Origin of the sequence: Microbacterium sp. RURRCA19A (assembly GCF_900156455.1) — a bacterium.
Taxonomy (GTDB): Bacteria; Actinomycetota; Actinomycetes; order Actinomycetales; family Microbacteriaceae; genus Microbacterium.
Genome location: NZ_FTNQ01000002.1, coordinates 85873 through 102350, shown reverse-complemented (window position 1 = coordinate 102350; position 16478 = coordinate 85873). Strand labels below are relative to the sequence as shown.

Here is a 16478-nt window from a genome sequence, read left to right as displayed (position 1 = left end):
GAGGCCGCGGAAGGTTCCGGTGTCAGTCCTCGATCACGCCGGCGGCGATGTCGGTGCGGTACTGGCCGCCCTCGAGCCCGATCATGCCCAGCGCCTCGTAGGCCGCGGAGCGGGCCTCGCGGAACGTCGTGCCGAGGGCCACGACGTTCAGGACACGGCCCCCGGTGGCGTGCAGCCGACCGTCGCGCAGGACCGTGGCGGCGTGGGCGACGTGCACACCGTCGACCTCGTCCGCCTCGTCGATGCCGGTGAGCACACGACCGGTGATCGGCGCCTCGGGGTAGCCCTCGCTCGCGAGCACGACCGTCACGGCTGTCGCCTCCGCGAACGCGGGGCGCGGCTGATCTTCCAGGGTGCCGGACGCGGCGGCCATGAGCAGCGTCGACAGCGGGTCGAGGAGGCGCGGAAGCACGACCTGCGTCTCGGGGTCGCCGAAACGCGCGTTGAACTCGATGACCTTCACGCCCGCCTCGGTGAGGATGAGCCCGGCATACAGGAGTCCGATGAACGGCGTGCCCTCGGCATCCATCTGCCGGATCACGGGCTCGGCCACCTCGCGCGTGACCTGATCGACGAACTCCTCCTCGCCGCCGAAGCGTTCGAGCAGCCACGGAAGGGGGGAGTACGCCCCCATCCCGCCGGTGTTGGGTCCCTCGTCGCCGTCGCGGAGGCGCTTGAAGTCCTGGGCGGGGCTGAGGGGGAGCACCCGGTCGCCGTCGCTGAGGAAGAAGAGCGAGACCTCGGGGCCGGCGAGGAACTCCTCGATGAGCACCGGACCGGTGGGCAGATACGCCTCTGCGTGGGCCAGGGCGGCGGCGCGGTCGGACGTGACGATGACGCCCTTGCCCGCGGCCAGGCCGTCGGCCTTGACCACGTGGGGAGCGCCCAGTTCGTCGAGGGCCGCCTCGACCCCCGCGAGATCACGGGCTCGTACGGCTCGCCCGGTCGGCACGCCCGCGGCATCCATGATCCGCTTCGCGTAGGTCTTCGACCCCTCCAGCTGCGCCGCGGCCTTGCCCGGACCGAACACCGGGATGCCGCGCTCGCGGAGCGCGTCGGCGACGCCCGCGACGAGCGGAGCCTCGGGGCCGATCACGACGAGGTCGATGGCTTCGGTCTTGGCGAACTCGGTGACGGCGACCGGATCATTCGCGTCGAGGTCGACGACGTGGGCGTCGCGGGCGATGCCGGCGTTGCCCGGGGCGGCGTAGATCGCGTGCGAGACCTCCTCGGAGCGCAGGGCGAGGATGATGGCGTGCTCGCGCGCGCCCGAACCGAGGACCAGGATTCTCACGCCGCCAGCCTAGCGAGCGCCCCGGACACCGCCCGCCCCGCGTCCGGCCCCTCTCGTTCGTTGTCCAAGACACGCGGACGCCGCGCCGCCCCATCGGCGTGTCTTGGACACTCAACCGACGCCCTCGCCGATCCGCCCCGCGGGTACCGTGGATGCCATGCCTCCCCGCCGTATCGAGACCGGAGACGGCCGCGCCGCGCTCGCCGCCGTGGCCGCGGGCGGTGCGCCCCGAACGGCGACCGCCACCGCGGTCCGATACCTGCTGCAGCTGCTGGTCGAGAAGGCGCCGGGCAATTCGGTGGAGATGCGCGTGCCGCCGTTCGGCGCCGTCCAGGTCATCGAAGGGCCCCGGCACACGCGGGGCACACCGCCCAACGTCGTCGAGACCGACGCCGCCACCTGGATCGCCGTCGCCACGGGCGCCGAGAGCTGGGCGGATGCCGCGGCCGCGGGCCGGATCGTCGCCTCCGGCGTCCGCGCCGACCTCAGCGCGCTGCTGCCGCTGCGGCCGTGATCCGGCCGTGCCGCCGCGGTCCGCGCCGCCGGTGATCTCGACATCGCCACATCGGCGACCCAGCGGCTCCGCGGCGGTGGGACAATGTGAGCATGGCTGAGCAGCCCGCCCCCGAACGCAAGCCCCTCGTGCACGAGGAGATCGTCACGCTGCGTGTGCGGCGCGCCCCGAAGTACGGCGTGTTCTTGGCCGCCGGTGCGGTGCTCGGCATCCTGGCTGCCCTCATCCTCACGTTCGCGATCGACGGCTCCGATCTGAGCCCGTACACGAACGTCGTCTACTCGCAGCTGCAGGTCTTCGGATTCACCGCGCTCATCTGCATCGTCATCGGCGCGACCCTCGGGGCGATCGCGGCGCTCATCTTCGAGCGGGTCGTGGGCCGGAAGGTCCGCGACGTCGCCGTCGACCACGAGCGCTACCGCTACTGATCCCGGTCGGTCACGCCAATTCGGCGATGATCGGGTGGATGGCGGCGTCGAAGGCGACGACGTCGCTGCGCAGGCCGTCGGTCACCGCGACGGTGAGTGAGCCGATCCACCACACGCCCCGCTGCGCGAGCGGAAGCACCTGCACGTTCAGCTCGAACGAGTGCGCACGTCGGCCGACCCGGCGTTCGTGCACCGCGATCGCACTGGCGTACGCGCGGTACGAGACGCCCGGTCGCGCGGCTCCCTCGGCCCCGTAGCGCGCGTGCGCGAGCCGGGCGAACTCCCGCGCGTCGGCGGCGTGCGGGGCGATCGCCGCGCGGAGCGCCTCGGCCCGACCGACCGGGAGGGCGAGCAGGTCGTCGAACCCGTCGACCAGTTCGAGCGGGACGGGCGAGGGGTGCGCCAGCGGCTCGACGCTCATCGCCCAGTACTCCCGCCACTCCCGCTCGAGGAGCGCCTGCTCGGGGTCGGGACGTGCGGCGCCGTCGTACCCCGGAACCCGGCGCAGCGCGGGCAGTTCCTCCGGGGAACGGATGCCGCACACCTGACGGAGGTAGAGCGCGATGAGCACCGGGATCGCCGCGTCTTCGCGGATCACCCACTCCGGCTGGCCGCCCGTCATGGCGCCATTGTAGGGACGGCGGCGACCCGCCGGGGCGGGCCTTGCGTCCGACGTCGCTCCCGCGGGGGAGGAGATTCGGCGAGGGGAGGACGGCAACCGGACGCGGCATCCTCCGCTCCCCGAATCTCCTCCCGTCACGCAACGCCTACCCCTCCTCCCCAGAGCGGTCATCCACAGGTTCCGGACGCGGCGCCCCCTCCCGGATGCGATCGGTCGGGCACTCTGGCGCCGTGAACCCCCGCATCTCCCTCCGCATCGACGAACTCGTCGTCCGCGTGCGCAGTCGCGGCGGTGTCGTCGCCTCCGCCGCACTTCACCGCGACGGGGTGTCTGCGGGCACGATCACCGCGGCGGTGTCGGCGGGTGCCCTGGTCCGCCTTCGCCGGAGATGGGTCGCCGTCCCCGACGCGGATCCCCTCCTCGCCGCCGCCGCGCGAGCGGGAGTGACGCTGGCGTGCTCGACCGCGGCCGTCCGGCACGGCCTCTGGGTCTTGTCCCCGGGTGGGATCCACGTCGCGGCGCCCGCCCACGCGGGCCGCATCTCCGTCGCGTCGGAGACCCGGGTCCACCGGTGTCGGCCGCTCGTCCCCCGGCATCCGGAGCATCTGGTGGACGACGTGGTCAACGTGCTGGGCGTCGTGAGCGGCTGCCTCCCCGACGAACAGGCGCTCGCGATCTGGAACTCGGCGCTGAACAAGAAGCTGGTCACCCTCGACGAGATGCGACGGTACCCGCTGACGAGCCGCGGACTCGACCTCGCGACGCGAGCCACTCCGCTCGCGGATTCGGGGCTCGAGACGTTCCTCATCGAGCGTCTCCGATGGCTCGGCGTGCGGCTGACCGCCCAGGCCTGGATACTCGAACACCGCGTCGACCTCCTGATCGGCGAGCGGCTCGTCGTCCAGGCCGACGGAGGTCACCACGTCGGAGCCCAGCGCGAGGCCGACGTCCGGCACGACACCCTTCTGGCGCTGAACGGCTACCACGTCATCCGGGTGGGTACCACCAGCTCGTCGGCGATTGGCCTTCGGTGCAGCGGGCCATCGTGTCCGCCATCGCCCAGGGGCTGCATCGAGCCCGCTGAGGCCCGCAGAGGAGGAGATTCGGCGAGGGGAGGATGCCAGAAGTCGAGGCCGTCCTCCCTTCCCCGAATCTCCTCCCCGGGCCCGCACGCCCCACCCCGCGGTCGAACGGCGACGCGGGGAGCGTGTCGGATCCTGCGGGTAGTCTGTTGCCGTGGCCTCCGCTCCCCACGAAAACCCCTATTCCGCTGCCGGCGTCGACACCGCCGCGGGCGACCTCGCCGTCGAACTGATGAAGTCGGCCGTGAAGCGCACGCACGGCCCCGAGGTGCTGGGCGGAGTGGGCGGCTTCGCCGGCCTCTTCGACGCCTCGGCGCTCCGCGACTACGCCCGCCCGCTGCTGGCGACCAGCACCGACGGCGTCGGCACGAAGGTCGCGATCGCGCAGGCCATCGACAAGCACGACACCATCGGCGAAGACCTCGTCGGCATGGTCGTCGACGACATCGTCGTGGTGGGGGCGCGTCCGCTCTTCATGACCGACTACATCGCGTGCGGCAAGGTCGTGCCGACGCGCATCGCCGACATCGTCGCCGGGATCGCCCGCGGCTGCGCGGCCACGGGCACCGCTCTGGTGGGCGGCGAGACCGCCGAGCATCCCGGTCTCCTCGGCATCGACGACTACGACGTCGCGGGGGCGGCGACGGGCGTCGTCGAGGCCGACCGCGTGCTCGGCGCCGATCGGGTGCGGGGCGGCGACGTCGTCCTGGCCCTCGCCTCGAGCGGCCTGCACTCCAACGGTTACTCGCTCGTCCGTCACATCGTCGCCGGCCGTGGCATCACGTACGGCTCCGCCTCCGCCGAACTCGGCGGGACGTGGGGCGAGGCGCTGCTCGAACCCACGCGTCTGTACACCTCGCCGCTGCTGCGTCTGCTCGGCGATGCGGCGGTGGGCTCCGGCATCCACTCGCTCAGCCACGTCACGGGCGGAGGCATCGCCGCGAACCTCGCGCGCGTGCTGCCGCAGAACACCTGGGTCGACGTCGATCGCTCGACCTGGAGCCCGTCGCCGGTGTTCCGGGTGCTCGCCGACCTCGGCGGGCTCGAGCTGACCGCGACCGAGGGGACGTGGAACCTCGGCATCGGCTTCCTCGCGGTCGTCGCCCCCGAGGTCGCCGACGCCGCGATCGCGGCGCTGTCGGCCGACGGCATCGACACGTGGCAGGTCGGTGTGGTGCGTGACGACGCGCGCCCCGACGGAGAGTTCGAACAGGGCGCGAAGGGCGTCGACGGAGGCGCCGTGCGCCTGGTCGGCTCGTACGCGGATGCCGGTCACCCGGCGAACGGAGCGAAGTAACCCCCCATGTGCGGCATCGTCGGCATGGCCGGGCAGGGCCCGGTCAACCAGGAGATCTACGACGCGCTCCTGCTCCTCCAGCACCGCGGGCAGGATTCCACGGGCATGGCCACCGCCGAGTCCAGCGGGGTGTTCCACATCCACAAGGCCCGCGGCCAGGTGCGTGAGGCGTTCCGCACGCGCGACATGCGCGCGCTGCTCGGCGACATCGGTCTCGGCCACGTGCGGTACGCCACGAAGGGCACGGCCTCCAGCGAAGAAGAGGCGCAGCCCTTCTACGTCAACGCGCCCTACGGCATCGTCCTCGTGCACAACGGCAACCTCACGAACACGCGCGAGCTGACCAGCGAGCTGTTCCACAAGGACCGTCGGCACCTGAACACCAGCTCCGACACCGAACTCCTGGTGAACATCCTCGGCTCCGAACTGCAGTCCGAGATCTCCGGCCCCGACCTCGACCCGGCGCAGGTGTTCCGCGCCGTCGCCCGGGTGCACGAGCGCGTCGAGGGCTCGTACGCCACGATCGCCCTGATCGCGGGCTACGGTCTCCTCGCGTTCCGCGATCCGTTCGGCATCCGTCCCCTCATCCTCGGCAAGCGCCCGGCGGGTGGGAACGACGGCCGTGAGGAATGGGTCGTGGCCTCCGAGTCGCTCGTGCTCGAGAACGCCGGCTTCGAGGTCGTCCGCGACGTCGAGCCCGGCGAGGCCGTGTTCGTCACGCTCGACGGCACCCTCCACGCGCAGCAGTGCGCGCAGAACCCGACGCTCGCGCCGTGCTCGTTCGAGTACGTGTACCTCGCTCGCCCCGACTCCGTCATGAACGGCATCTCGGTGTACGAGGCGCGCCTGCGCATGGGCGAGCGCCTGGCCGACACGATCGCGAAGTACACCCCGCACGGCTCGATCGACGTCGTCATGCCGATCCCCGACTCGTCGCGACCGGCGGCGATGCAGGTGGCGCGCAAGCTGGGCATCGAGTACCGCGAGGGCTTCTACAAGAACCGCTATGTCGGCCGCACCTTCATCATGCCCGGCCAGGCGATCCGCAAGAAGAGCGTGCGTCAGAAGCTCAACGCGATGTCGACCGAGTTCCAGGGCAAGAACGTCCTCCTCATCGACGACTCGATCGTGCGCGGCACGACCAGCCGCGAGATCATCCAGATGGCGCGGGATGCCGGTGCGAAGAGCGTCACGTTCGCGTCGGCGGCTCCGCCGGTCCGGTACCCGCACGTGTACGGCATCAACATGCCGTCGCGGCAGGAGCTCGTGGCGCACGGCCGCACGATCCCGCAGATCGCCGAGGAACTCGGCTGCGACTACCTCGTGTACCAGGAGGTCGACGATCTCAAGGCCGCGATCATGGAGGGCACCGACCTCGTCGACCTCGACATGAGCTGCTTCGACGGCCGCTACGTCACCGGCACGGTGTCGGATGAATACCTCGCCTGGGTCGAGGGCAGCCAGGAGTCTTGACCCCGCGCCGCCGCGGGACGGTCGTGTGGGCCGCGGCCGCGATCGTGCTGCTCGCGTTGACGCTGCGGATCGCCGTGGCTTCCCTGTCGCCGCTGCTCACCGTGATCTCGCGCGACTTCGCGCTGCCGGCGGCGGTCGTCGGTCTCATCGGCATGGCGCCGCCGGTGGCCTTCGCGCTGTCGGCGGTCGTGACGCCCGTCATCGAACGTCGGGTGGGACTCGAGCGCCTCGTCCTGATCGCGGCGGTGGCCGCAGCGGCGGCGCTCGGCCTGCGGGCGGTGGCGGTGGATGCCTGGACGCTCCTCGCCGCGACCGCGGGGGTGTTCGCGGCGGTCGGTGTCGCCAACGTGCTCATCCCGGCGGTGGTGAAGAAGTACTTCCCCGCCCGCGTCGGGCTGATGACCACGGTGTACACGACGACGATGGCGGTGGCCACCTTCACTCCGCCGCTGGTGGCCGTACCGCTCGCGGGCGCGATCGGATGGCGCGGGTCGTTCGCGGTGTGGGCCTTCGTGGCGGTCGCGGCGGTCGTGCCCTGGGTGGTGACGAGCCTGCGGGCTCGGGCCGGCCGTGACGACATCGTCGAGGAGCCGCGTGCCTCGGTGCTCTCGCGCGTGGTTCGGGTACCGCAGGCGTGGGCGCTGGTGATCACGTTCGCGGTGAACTCGTCCGTCGCCTACGGCATGTTCGCGTGGCTGCCGACGATCCTCATCGACACCGCCGGGGTCGACGCGGCCACGGCCGGTAGTCTGCTCGCCCTGTTCTCGTTCATGGGGCTGCCGGTATCACTGGTGGTGCCGCTGCTCGTCGCCCGCTTGCGCCGGACCACCCCGTTCTACGTCGTCGCCGTCGCCAGCGGTCTCGTCGGGGTCGCGGGGCTGCTCTTCGCTCCGGGTGCCGCCACGGTGCTGTGGGTCGTCCTGATCGGACTGCCGCCGCTGATGTTCCCGATGGTGCTGGTGCTGTTCGGCCTGCGCACCCGTTCGCACGAGACGGCGGTCGCGCTGAGCGGGTTCGTGCAGAGCCTCGGCTACGCCTTGGCGGCGCTCGTTCCGCTCGCGATCGGCGTCACCCACGAACTCACCGGCGGATGGGCCGCGGGACTGATCGTCCTGGGCGGGGTCATCGCGGTCGTCGTTCCGGCGGCCATCGTCGTGGCGCGCTCGGAAACGATCGAGGAGGCGTGGGAACGCCGCCACGGTCGAGCGTGGTGACGAGGGCTAGGCCTTCTCGTCTTCGTACTCGTCGGCGTACTGGTCGGCCCACTTGTCGACGTACGCGTCCTCACCCGTTTCGGGTGCACCGAGTTCGCGCTCGAGAGCGGAGTAGTTCACCGAATAGGTGTCGTACTTCAGCTCACGGGCGATCTTGGTGTTCTTCGCCTTCTGACGGCCACGCCCCATGCGAGACCCCCTCACGATCGACGTCGAGGGCCATGCTGTGGGCCCTGCGTATTGCGGTTCCGGACCGAGCCGGTAAGAGTAACAGCCAGGATATCACGGTGCTTTCCGCCCCCGCCTGCCGCCGGTCCGCGGGGGCCGCACCGCTTGAGCAGAGGAGCCACGATGGCAGACGACAGCACCGTCCCGAAGCGGGCCGGAGTGGTGATCGTGGGCGTCGTCCCCGGGCAGTCGCCGCGGGTTCTGCGTGCCGCAGCCCGGCAGGCCGCACTCGCCGGCACCGACCTCGTGGTCGCTCATGTCGACACGACGCGGTTCGTCGCCTTCGAGGATCCCGACGGCTATGTGAGTCCCTCCACGGTCGACGTCGCGGGAGCGGCGGCCGCAGCTGCGCTCTCCGACGTGCAGGCTGCGGCGGACTCCGCGCTGGCCGACGCGCAGGTGTCGTGGACGGTGCGACAGGTGATCGGCGACCCCGCCCTCGCCCTCATCCACCTCGCGGACGAGCTGGACGCGTCGCTCCTGGTGGTGGGTACCCGTAAGCGCGGACTCGGCGAGTCGTTGCGCGAGTTCCTCACCGGGTCGGTCGCCGCGCGGCTCACCCATCGACAGCGACGACCGGTGCTGGTCGTCCCGTTGGGTGAGCCGCTCGCGCCCGATGAGGACCTCGTCTGGGAGTGATCCTCAGCCGCGCACCGCGCGGGCGACGGCCTCCGAGGCCTGTTGCAGCGCGGACTCGATGGCATCCACACCGGATGCCGTGAGCTCGCCGCCGCGCGCGACGTGCGACCGCAGTTCGGAGCGGACCCGACCACGGAACTCGGTGATCGCGGCATCCGCACGATGCAGCTGCTCCCGGCTGAGGGCGCGCGGGTCGTGCGCGGGGGTCCGGTCGGCCTGCTCGCGTTCGTCGCGCGATGCGGCGGCGAGGTCGGCGCGGAGGCTGCGCATGGCATCCCGGACGCTCCCGCGGACCTCGTCGGCGATGAGGCGGACGCTGTCGGCCAGACCCGCCTGGATGCCCTCGAGGTCGCCTTCGCGCGCGGCGACCTCCGCGCGGCCGGCGTCGGTGATCTCGTAGACGGTCTTGCGGCCGTCGACCGTCTTGGTGACGAGCCCTTCCTCCTCGAGCTTCGCGAGCCGCGGGTAGATGGTGCCGGCCGAGGGCGAGTAGGTGCCGCCGGTGCGCTCGGTCAGGGCCTGCATGAGGTCGTAGCCGTGGCGCGGAGCTTCGGCGAGCAGGCTGAGGATGTACAGGCGCAGGTCGCCGTGGGAGAAGACGGGGCTCATCACCATTCCTCCTCTCCGGCGAGTTCGTCGGGACGCAGCCCCGACACGCCGCGGCGGAGGACAGTGATCTCACCCGAGACGGTGTTCGCCCGCACGTCGACGAAGGACCCCGCGAGCGCGCCGGTCGATCCCGTGTAGTTGGTGGGGCCCGAGCCCGAGCGCACGCTGCCGTCGATCTGCACGCGTCCGCTGACGGAGCGCGCGACGTAGTTCGCGGGGAGGCCGCGGTCGAGGCGGATCGTCGCCGAGCCGCTGACGGAGTTCAGGCTGATCGACTGCACCGTCCCGGTGGAGTCCACGAGCAGGGCGCCCGCGACGGTGTCGATCGAGGCCTTCGTGACGGCGCCGGTCGCGGCGATGTCGCCGGAGACGCTGTTCGCGGTGAGGGCGCCCTGGAGCTCGCGCACCTGCACGTCGCCCGAGACGGCGTTGAGGCTGACGTCGCCCACGAGCCCGTCGACCATGATGTCGCCCGAGACCGTGTTGAGCTTGGCATCCGTCCGCAGGCCCGACACGAGCGCGCTGGCGCTGACGACGCCCAGCGTCAGGGCGACCGTGCGCGGTACGGCGACGCTCACCTCGGCCTTCGGGCCGCCCGCGCCGAAGTTGCGGAACACTTCGAGGAAGTTGTCCCAGCGCAGCTGCGGGTGGTCGATCTCGAGCCGGCCGTCGACCATCTCGATGCGCAGGTCTTTGACGGTGACACCGTGCACCTCGATGCGGGCGCCGGGGTCGTCGTGGGCGATGACGTCGACCTGGCCCCCGACGAGGCCGATCTTCAGTTCCCGCAGTCCGTCGACGTCGATGACGCGCGTCTCGCCCGGGTGGACGATCCATTTCTCCATGGCGATCCCCTAACTCAAGATATATCGCGTTAAGTCGAGTATCACGATATATCGCGAGTTCGTCAAGAGGCGGCGTCCCTGGCATCCACTTCACGTGATCTGGTCGAGCGGACACGCTCTGGGCGGGCATGACGCGTGTACTCGGCCGGTTCACGTGAAGTGGCGCCCAGAACGCGGCACAACGCCCGGACGCGACCCGGACCCGCGCCCGTGCCCGCCCCGCAAACGACGGATGCCACGTCCTGGGGGAAGGACGTGGCATCCGGGGCGGGCGAACCCGCGGGGGGATGAGGAGGCTCGTGCACCCGAAACGCGAGCGCTCCTCTCGGGGGTTAAACCGGCTTGCGGCCGCTGATCAGGCGGAAGAGCAGCACGATCAGGGCGATGAGGCCGACGATGATGGCGACCCAGAGCAGGAAGCTCGCGGCCTGGCCCAGGCCGCTGAAGATCGCGATGACGATCGCGGCGACGATGATGATGATCAGGAAGATGTTCATGGGGGACTCCTTGCTGTGTCCGCTCACGCGGCAACCGGCGAGTGGTTGACCTCCACGTTCCCACCGCGTGCCGATCCGGGCCGGGGGGTTGACGTTTCTGGAAATTCGCTGTTAGCGGCCGCGGGGCGACGCGGAGCGGGAGGGTCGGCTCTGTCAAGCCTGCTCCGGGGCCGGGTGGGCGGGTCGTAGCGTCGGGGCATCCCACGGAAGGAGACGACCATGCCCCAGGGGCGAGGATCGAGCAGCCTGAAAGACCCCGATCTCTACGAGGAGCTGCGGAAGCAGGGTGACTCGAAGGAGAAGGCCGCGCGCATCTCGAACGCCGCCGCCGCGCAGGGGCGGAGCGCGGTCGGCTCCCGCGGGGGACATGCGGAGGACTATGAGGACCGCACGGTCGACGAGCTGAAGAAGCGCGCGAAGGAACTGGGCATCACCGGGTACTCCGGCAAGAAGAAGGCGGAGCTGATCGACATGCTCCGCTCCCACTGACGGTGGCGCGTCTCGTCCGGGTCCGGCCCTACGAGGACCCCGGGTTCCGTCGTGTCCGGTCCGGCTCCGGATTCCGCTTCGTCGATCACACCGGTTCCGCCGTCCCCGAGCGCGAGGCGGAGCGCGCCCGGGGGCTCGTCATCCCGCCCGCCTGGCGCGAGGTGTGGATCGCGAAGGAGCCGAACGCCCACATCCAGGCGGTCGGAACCGACGAGGCGGGGCGGCGGCAGTACACGTATCACGCGGATTGGTCGAAGGGGCGCGACAAGGGCAAGTTCGCCCGTGCCCTGCAGCTCGCCGAGGCCCTGCCGCGGGCACGTGCCCGGGTCACTCAGTCGCTGCGCCGGTCGGACGTCGATCGCGAGCGCGTGCTGGCGGTGTCGTTCCGTCTGCTCGACCAGGTCGCCCCGCGTGTGGGCAACGCCCGGTACTTCGTGACGAACGGCAGCCGTGGACTCACGACCCTCCAGCGGAGGGATGCCACGGTCGAGGGCGATCTCATCCGGTTGTCGTTCCCCGCGAAGAGCGGCAAGCGCGCGGAGCTGTCGCTGCAGGACGCCGAGGTCGCGGCCCTGATGTCGGAGCTCGCGACGGGGCGTTCCCGGGCCGCCCTGCTCAGCTACCGGCGCGGGCGCCGTCGCGTGCCCCTGACGCCGGGAGATGTGAACGCGTACGTGCGGGCGTTGACCGGCGGTCCGTTCAGCGCCAAGGACTTCCGGACGCTCCGTGGCACGATCCTGGCCGCGGAAGCGCTGGCGAAAACGGGAGTCGCCCCGACGAAGAACGAGCGCAAGAAGGTCGAACTCGCCGCGGTCCGCGCCGCAGCGGACGCGCTGGGCAACACCCCCGCCGTCGCGCGTTCCAGCTACATCGATCCGCGGGTGTTCTCCCTCTACCGGCGCGGCCGCACGATGGAGCTCGGCGGATCGAAGGATGCCGCGATCCGGCGCCTCATCCTGGGGGAGTGACTCAGGCCAGGGTCAGGAAGAGCTTCTCGAGGTCCTCGAGGGACAGGCGATCGTCGTCCTGCGCAGCGGCGTCGTCGTCGGTGAGGCAGGTCCGCATCGCCGTGCTCACGACCGCGAATCCCGCCCGGTCGATCGCCTTGCTGACCGCGGCCAGCTGCGTCACGACGGCGCGGCAGTCGCCCCCCGCCTCGATCGCCTCGATGACGGCGGTGAGCTGACCGCGCGCGCGCTTGAGGCGGTTGGCGGTTCTGCGGATGGTCTCGGCGTCGGTCTCGGTCACGAGCGGATCCCCTCGGTGGCGGTGGCGGTGGCGGTGGCGGTGGCGGTGGCGGTGCGGCCGGCGAGCCACGTGAGGTACCCGCCGTCGAGATTGCGGACGTCGTGCCCGGCCGCGGTGAGCAGCCGTGCGGCCGTGTGTCCACGCTGTCCGACCTGGCAGTGTACGACGAGGGGCCCGTCGGGGAGTGCGACGTCGCCCGCGCGGAGGGAGTCGAGCGGGATGCTGAGGGCGCCGGGGATGGCTCCCGCGGCGACTTCGGTCGGCGTGCGGACATCGATCACGGTCGCTCCGCCCGCGATCGCGGCGTCGAGTTCGTGCCACTGGATCGTGCGGGTCAGGCCGCTGCGGACGTTGTCGGCGACGTACCCGATCTGGTTGACCGCGTCCTTGGCCGACCCGAACGGCGGGGCGTAGGCGAGTTCGAGGCGGGCGAGCCGTGAGGCGCGCACGCCGGTCTGCATCGCGAGGGACAGCACGTCGATCCGACGGTCGACGCCGTGGCCGCCGACGATCTGGGCGCCCAGGATGCCGTCGTCCGCCGGGTCCACGAGGAGCTTCATCGCCATGCGTTCGGCGCCGGGGAAGTAGCCGGCGTGATCGGTGGGGTGCGTGTGCAGCACGCGGTGCGGTCGGTGCTCGGCTCGCAGGCGCGCCTCGCCGGCCCCCACGCTGGCGATGACGAGATCGAACACGCGGAGGATCGCCACGCCGGTTGCCGCGTCGGCGGGATCGACGGCATCCGTCCCGAGCGCGATGACGTCGGCGGCGGTGCGGCCGTGACGGTTGGCGAGACCCGCCATCGTGACCAGCCCCGCTTCGCCCGAGACCGCATCGATCTTCTCCACGGCGTCGCCGACGGCGAGGATCCGCGGGTCGGAGGTGCGCTGCCACGGATCGACGGCGATGCCGCCCGTGGGTCCGAGCGTGAGCCCCGCGGCCGCGGCCGCGGCCAGTGCCGTGTCGGGGCGGGTTCCCCGCGCGTCGATCACCACCTCGGCGTCGATCCGCGCGCCGGAGGCCAGGGCGACGCCGGTGGAGGTCACGCGGGAGATCTCATCGGAGAGGTGCAGGTCGACGTCGTGCTGCCGCAGCTCTTCGATCAGGGGCCCGGCCATCTCGGCGTCCAGCGGACGGAAGGGGTGCGCTCCGCGGTGCACGAGCGAGACCCGGATGCCGCGGCGCGTGAGGTTCTCGACGGCTTCGAGGCCGATGAATCCACCGCCGGCTACCACGGCGCGCGTCGCGCCCGCGTCGAGCCGGGAGACGATGCGGTCGACGTCGTCGACCGTGCGGAGGGTGAGGACGGGGACCGCGTCGTCGTCGGCGGGCGGCGGATCGACGGGCACGGACCCCGGCGAAAGGATGAGGTGGTCGTAGACGAGCGTCTCGACGACGTCGGTGTCGAGGTCGCGCACGTGTACCGCGTGGGCGGCCGCGTCGATGCGGACGACCTCGTGTCGCACGCGGACGTCGAGCGCGAACCGGCTGCGCAGGCTGTCGGGCGTCTGCACGAGGAGTGCGGATCGATCGGCGATCTCGCCGCCGACGTAGTACGGCAGGCCGCAGTTCGCGAAGCTCACGTACGGGCCGCGCTCCACGACGACGATCTCGTGGTCGTCGTCGAGTCGGCGAAGGCGCGTCGCGGCGGACATCCCGCCCGCGACGCCGCCGACGATGACGGTGCGGGGCACGGTCACCGTCCGAACAGACGCGCCCACAGCCCGCCGCTCTCCGCGCGTTCATGGCCCGGGCAGCGGTCGGAGCGGGGCACCCCGGCCATGACCATGTCTACGTGCTGGCCGCATCCGGCCCAGGTGGTCTTTCCGCAGGTGCGGCAGGTGACGGCTCGACACATGTCGTTCTCCTTCTCTCGTCGCCCCACCCTAACAGATACCCCCGGGGGTATTCATCACGGGGATGTGCGTCGGCGGGCGTAGGGTGTCGTCCGTGGTGTCCTGGCGTGATCTCGTCTCGGTGGCCGTCGGCGGCGCGATCGGCACCGCGGTGCGCGCCGGCCTCACCCTGGCGCTCTCGGCCGACCTCGGCCCCGCACTCGTTCCGCTCATCAACGTCGTGGGCGCGTTCGCGATCGGCATCCTGTTCGGGATCCGCGCCCGGATGCCGATGTCCACCCGCGCTCAGCGGGCACAGCTGTTCTTCGGGACGGGTGTCCTCGGCGGCTTCACGACGTACAGCGCGCTCGCGGTGGAGTCCGCCGATCTGTCGCTTCTGTGGTGGGGGGCGGTGACCGTGGTGGTGGGGACGTTCGCCGCGTGGGTCGGCGTGCTGATCGGGCGGGGTGGACGCCGCCGCGTCTGACGCCATCGCGCCCGCGCTTGTGGGGTTTCATCGATTTTGGTACAAATGTGCCATTAAGTGAGGCGCGCCGCTTCACGTCCTCGACCCGGAGGCTCAACGATGACCGCCGCCCCCCGAATCGTCACGCTCGGAGCACACGTGCTCGACACGATCGTCCAGCCCGTGGACGAGATCCCTCCGGGGCAGGGCTCCCTGCTCGTGGACGAGATCGTGATGTCCGCCGCCGGCCCCGCCGGCGGGACCGCCCTCGTCCTCGCCAAGCTCGGCGCTCGCGTGATCACGAGCGGCGCCGTCGGCGACGACGTCGCGGGACGGGTCCTCCGCGGCCTGCTGCGGGATGCCGGGATCGACGTCACCCACCTGCGCACCGACGACCTGCCGACCTCGGCATCCGTCCTCCCCATCCGCTCCGACGGGTCGCGACCCGCGCTGCACGTCGTCGGGGCCAACGCGCTCGCCGCCGACGTCGTGCCCTGGGACGAGCTGACCGCCGCCGACCACGTGCACGTCGGGGCGCCCGAGCTCCTCGGGCCCGAGAACGTCATCGAGATCCTCGACCACGCGCGCGCGAACGGCGCGACGACATCGCTCGACTTCCTCATCGGCGGCGAGCAGGCCTTCTACGCTCTGATCGAACCGCTGCTCCCGTACACCGACTACGTGCTGCCGAACGCCGAACAGGCCCTGGGCTGGACCGGCGCCGCCGACCTGCACGCGGCCGCCCGGGCGATGGCGGAAGCCGGCGCCGGAGTCGTCGCGATCACCAACGGCGGCGACGACATCGTCGTCGTGGACGGGGCGGAGCTGCACGAGATCCCGATCGTCCCCGCCGAACCCGTGGACACCAGCGGCGGCGGCGACGCGTTCTCGGCCGGATTCGTCTTCGCGAAGCTGCGCGGCCAGACCTCGGTCGAGGCCGCGCGGTTCGGTTCGGCCGTGGCGGCACAGGTGGTGGCGGGTGTGGGCACCGACCACGGTACCTACGACGCGGCATCCATCGACGCGGTTCTGGGGCAGGCGGCCCGATGACGGATGCCGACGCGGTCCGCGCCGCGATCGCCGACGCCTGCCGCGCACTCGCCGCGGACGGGCTGGTGAAGGGGACCGCGGGCAACGTCAGCGCGCGGGTCGACGGCGGGGTCGCGATCACCGCGACCGGCGTCGTGTTCGCCGAGGCGACCATCGACGACGTGTCCGTGGTCGATGGCGGCGGGCGGGTCGTGGCCGGCTCGCTCGCCCCGAGCTCCGAGCTCGGGCTGCACCTCGCGGCGTACGCCGACGAGGCCGTGGGAGCCGTCGTCCACACGCACGCCCCCGGGGCGATCGCGGTGTCGCTCGTGTCCGACCGCCTGCCCTGCATCCACTACCAGCAGCTGACCCTGGGCGGCGAGATCGAGGTCGTCCCCTTCGCCGTCTTCGGTTCGGCGGAGTTGGCCGAGACCACCGGCGCCGCGCTGGCTAGTGCGAACGCGGCGATCCTCGCCCACCACGGCGCCGCCACGACCGGCCGCGACCTGGCCGACGCCGTCTCGAACACCACGCTGCTCGAGTGGGCGTGCGACATCTACCTGCGAGCGCGCGCGGCCGGCGACCCCGCCGAGCTCAGCCCCGCGCAGCAGGCCGATGTGGTGGCCACCGCCGTCGCGACCGCGTACGGCCAGAAGCGGACGGTGTGAGATG

19 protein-coding genes and 1 pseudogene are annotated in these 16478 nt (G+C 71.6%); 12 read left to right on the top strand and 8 right to left on the bottom strand.

The window, feature by feature from the left end:
• Positions 1–22: 22 nt before the first annotated feature.
• On the bottom strand, positions 23–1294 hold the full coding sequence (gene purD, locus BW982_RS08455; protein WP_076492176.1) for a phosphoribosylamine--glycine ligase: 1272 nt from the start codon (positions 1292–1294) through the stop codon (positions 23–25).
• A gap of 157 nt (positions 1295–1451) precedes the next feature.
• On the opposite strand from purD, the gene BW982_RS08450 reads away from it, so the two are divergent.
• Together BW982_RS08450 and BW982_RS08445 are read left to right on the top strand one after the other, a co-directional pair.
• Entirely contained in the window at positions 1452–1808 is a 357-nt protein-coding gene (locus BW982_RS08450) for a sterol carrier family protein (protein ID WP_076492174.1), read from the top strand.
• A gap of 92 nt (positions 1809–1900) precedes the next feature.
• Entirely contained in the window at positions 1901–2236 is a 336-nt protein-coding gene (locus BW982_RS08445) for a potassium transporter Trk (RefSeq protein ID WP_076492171.1), read from the top strand.
• A 10-nt stretch (positions 2237–2246) separates the two neighbouring features.
• On the opposite strand, the gene BW982_RS08440 is transcribed toward BW982_RS08445, so the two are convergent.
• Complete coding sequence (locus tag BW982_RS08440) at positions 2247–2858, bottom strand: zinc-binding alcohol dehydrogenase (RefSeq protein WP_076492168.1); 612 nt, start codon at positions 2856–2858, stop codon at positions 2247–2249.
• A 203-nt stretch (positions 2859–3061) separates the two neighbouring features.
• Here BW982_RS08440 and BW982_RS18645 point away from each other — a divergent pair.
• The 4 genes and pseudogenes from BW982_RS18645 to BW982_RS08420 all read left to right on the top strand — a co-directional run.
• A pseudogene (locus BW982_RS18645) lies at positions 3062–3796 on the top strand (DNA/RNA helicase); the annotation flags it as partial.
• Positions 3797–4094: 298 nt separating this feature from the next.
• Positions 4095–5237, top strand: coding sequence for a phosphoribosylformylglycinamidine cyclo-ligase (purM, locus tag BW982_RS08430; RefSeq protein WP_076492165.1), 1143 nt, complete (start codon positions 4095–4097; stop codon positions 5235–5237).
• A 6-nt stretch (positions 5238–5243) separates the two neighbouring features.
• Positions 5244–6710, top strand: a complete 1467-nt coding sequence (gene purF / locus BW982_RS08425; RefSeq protein ID WP_076492163.1) for an amidophosphoribosyltransferase — start codon at positions 5244–5246, stop codon at positions 6708–6710.
• Positions 6707–7924: an MFS transporter gene (locus BW982_RS08420; protein WP_076492160.1), complete on the top strand. Its 1218-nt coding sequence runs from the start codon at positions 6707–6709 to the stop codon at positions 7922–7924. Before purF ends, BW982_RS08420 begins: the two co-directional genes overlap by 4 nt.
• A gap of 6 nt (positions 7925–7930) precedes the next feature.
• On the opposite strand, the gene BW982_RS08415 is transcribed toward BW982_RS08420, so the two are convergent.
• Positions 7931–8113 carry a DUF3073 domain-containing protein gene (locus tag BW982_RS08415; protein WP_076492157.1) on the bottom strand — a complete coding sequence of 61 codons (183 nt, stop codon included), beginning with the start codon at positions 8111–8113 and terminating at the stop codon, positions 7931–7933.
• A gap of 162 nt (positions 8114–8275) precedes the next feature.
• Here BW982_RS08415 and BW982_RS08410 point away from each other — a divergent pair, with 162 nt between their 5' ends.
• Positions 8276–8791, top strand: coding sequence for a universal stress protein (locus BW982_RS08410; RefSeq protein ID WP_076492154.1), 516 nt, complete (start codon positions 8276–8278; stop codon positions 8789–8791).
• A 3-nt stretch (positions 8792–8794) separates the two neighbouring features.
• On the opposite strand, the gene BW982_RS08405 is transcribed toward BW982_RS08410, so the two are convergent.
• The 3 genes from BW982_RS08405 to BW982_RS18175 form a co-directional block, all read right to left on the bottom strand.
• Positions 8795–9400: a PadR family transcriptional regulator gene (locus BW982_RS08405; protein ID WP_076492151.1), complete on the bottom strand. Its 606-nt coding sequence runs from the start codon at positions 9398–9400 to the stop codon at positions 8795–8797.
• Complete coding sequence (locus tag BW982_RS08400; RefSeq protein WP_076492147.1) at positions 9400–10251, bottom strand: DUF4097 family beta strand repeat-containing protein; 852 nt, start codon at positions 10249–10251, stop codon at positions 9400–9402. The genes BW982_RS08405 and BW982_RS08400 overlap by 1 nt, the downstream gene beginning before the upstream one ends.
• Before the next feature lie 326 nt (positions 10252–10577).
• Entirely contained in the window at positions 10578–10742 is a 165-nt protein-coding gene (locus BW982_RS18175) for a hypothetical protein (protein ID WP_175611068.1), read from the bottom strand.
• 219 nt (positions 10743–10961) lie between these two features.
• Here BW982_RS18175 and BW982_RS08395 point away from each other — a divergent pair, with 219 nt between their 5' ends.
• Both BW982_RS08395 and BW982_RS08390 read left to right on the top strand, forming a co-directional pair.
• Positions 10962–11231, top strand: a complete 270-nt coding sequence (locus BW982_RS08395; protein WP_076492145.1) for a DUF7218 family protein — start codon at positions 10962–10964, stop codon at positions 11229–11231.
• Between the two features lie 2 nt (positions 11232–11233).
• Positions 11234–12199, top strand: a complete 966-nt coding sequence (locus tag BW982_RS08390) for a DNA topoisomerase IB (RefSeq protein ID WP_076492144.1) — start codon at positions 11234–11236, stop codon at positions 12197–12199.
• 1 nt (position 12200) lies between these two features.
• On the opposite strand, the gene BW982_RS08385 is transcribed toward BW982_RS08390, so the two are convergent.
• Both BW982_RS08385 and BW982_RS08380 read right to left on the bottom strand, forming a co-directional pair.
• Positions 12201–12479: a metal-sensitive transcriptional regulator gene (locus tag BW982_RS08385; RefSeq protein ID WP_076492142.1), complete on the bottom strand. Its 279-nt coding sequence runs from the start codon at positions 12477–12479 to the stop codon at positions 12201–12203.
• Positions 12476–14170 (bottom strand): FAD-dependent oxidoreductase, encoded by a 1695-nt coding sequence (locus tag BW982_RS08380; RefSeq protein WP_303046677.1) that lies wholly within the window; start codon positions 14168–14170, stop codon positions 12476–12478. The genes BW982_RS08385 and BW982_RS08380 overlap by 4 nt, the downstream gene beginning before the upstream one ends.
• Positions 14171–14426: 256 nt before the next feature.
• On the opposite strand from BW982_RS08380, the gene BW982_RS08375 reads away from it, so the two are divergent.
• The 3 genes from BW982_RS08375 (at position 14427) to BW982_RS08365 (ending at position 16474) form a co-directional block, all read left to right on the top strand.
• The gene (locus BW982_RS08375; protein WP_254845559.1) at positions 14427–14798 is read left to right on the top strand and encodes a fluoride efflux transporter FluC; all 372 of its coding nucleotides are present in this window, start codon (positions 14427–14429) and stop codon (positions 14796–14798) included.
• Between the two features lie 99 nt (positions 14799–14897).
• Positions 14898–15827 (top strand): carbohydrate kinase family protein, encoded by a 930-nt coding sequence (locus BW982_RS08370; protein ID WP_076492138.1) that lies wholly within the window; start codon positions 14898–14900, stop codon positions 15825–15827.
• Positions 15824–16474, top strand: a complete 651-nt coding sequence (locus BW982_RS08365) for a class II aldolase/adducin family protein (protein ID WP_076492136.1) — start codon at positions 15824–15826, stop codon at positions 16472–16474. Before BW982_RS08370 ends, BW982_RS08365 begins: the two co-directional genes overlap by 4 nt.
• The last annotated feature ends 4 nt before the right edge of the window (positions 16475–16478 follow it).

Coding starts and splice junctions, on each gene's coding strand:
- BW982_RS08450 (WP_076492174.1), top strand. CDS start 1,452: ATGCCTCCCCGCCGTATCGAGACCGGAGACGGCCGCGCCGCGCTCGCC.
- BW982_RS08445 (WP_076492171.1), top strand. CDS start 1,901: ATGGCTGAGCAGCCCGCCCCCGAACGCAAGCCCCTCGTGCACGAGGAG.
- BW982_RS08440 (WP_076492168.1), bottom strand. CDS start 2,858: ATGACGGGCGGCCAGCCGGAGTGGGTGATCCGCGAAGACGCGGCGATC.
- purF (WP_076492163.1), top strand. CDS start 5,244: ATGTGCGGCATCGTCGGCATGGCCGGGCAGGGCCCGGTCAACCAGGAG.
- BW982_RS08415 (WP_076492157.1), bottom strand. CDS start 8,113: ATGGGGCGTGGCCGTCAGAAGGCGAAGAACACCAAGATCGCCCGTGAG.
- BW982_RS08410 (WP_076492154.1), top strand. CDS start 8,276: ATGGCAGACGACAGCACCGTCCCGAAGCGGGCCGGAGTGGTGATCGTG.
- BW982_RS08405 (WP_076492151.1), bottom strand. CDS start 9,400: ATGAGCCCCGTCTTCTCCCACGGCGACCTGCGCCTGTACATCCTCAGC.
- BW982_RS18175 (WP_175611068.1), bottom strand. CDS start 10,742: ATGAACATCTTCCTGATCATCATCATCGTCGCCGCGATCGTCATCGCG.
- BW982_RS08395 (WP_076492145.1), top strand. CDS start 10,962: ATGCCCCAGGGGCGAGGATCGAGCAGCCTGAAAGACCCCGATCTCTAC.
- BW982_RS08370 (WP_076492138.1), top strand. CDS start 14,898: ATGACCGCCGCCCCCCGAATCGTCACGCTCGGAGCACACGTGCTCGAC.
- BW982_RS08365 (WP_076492136.1), top strand. CDS start 15,824: ATGACGGATGCCGACGCGGTCCGCGCCGCGATCGCCGACGCCTGCCGC.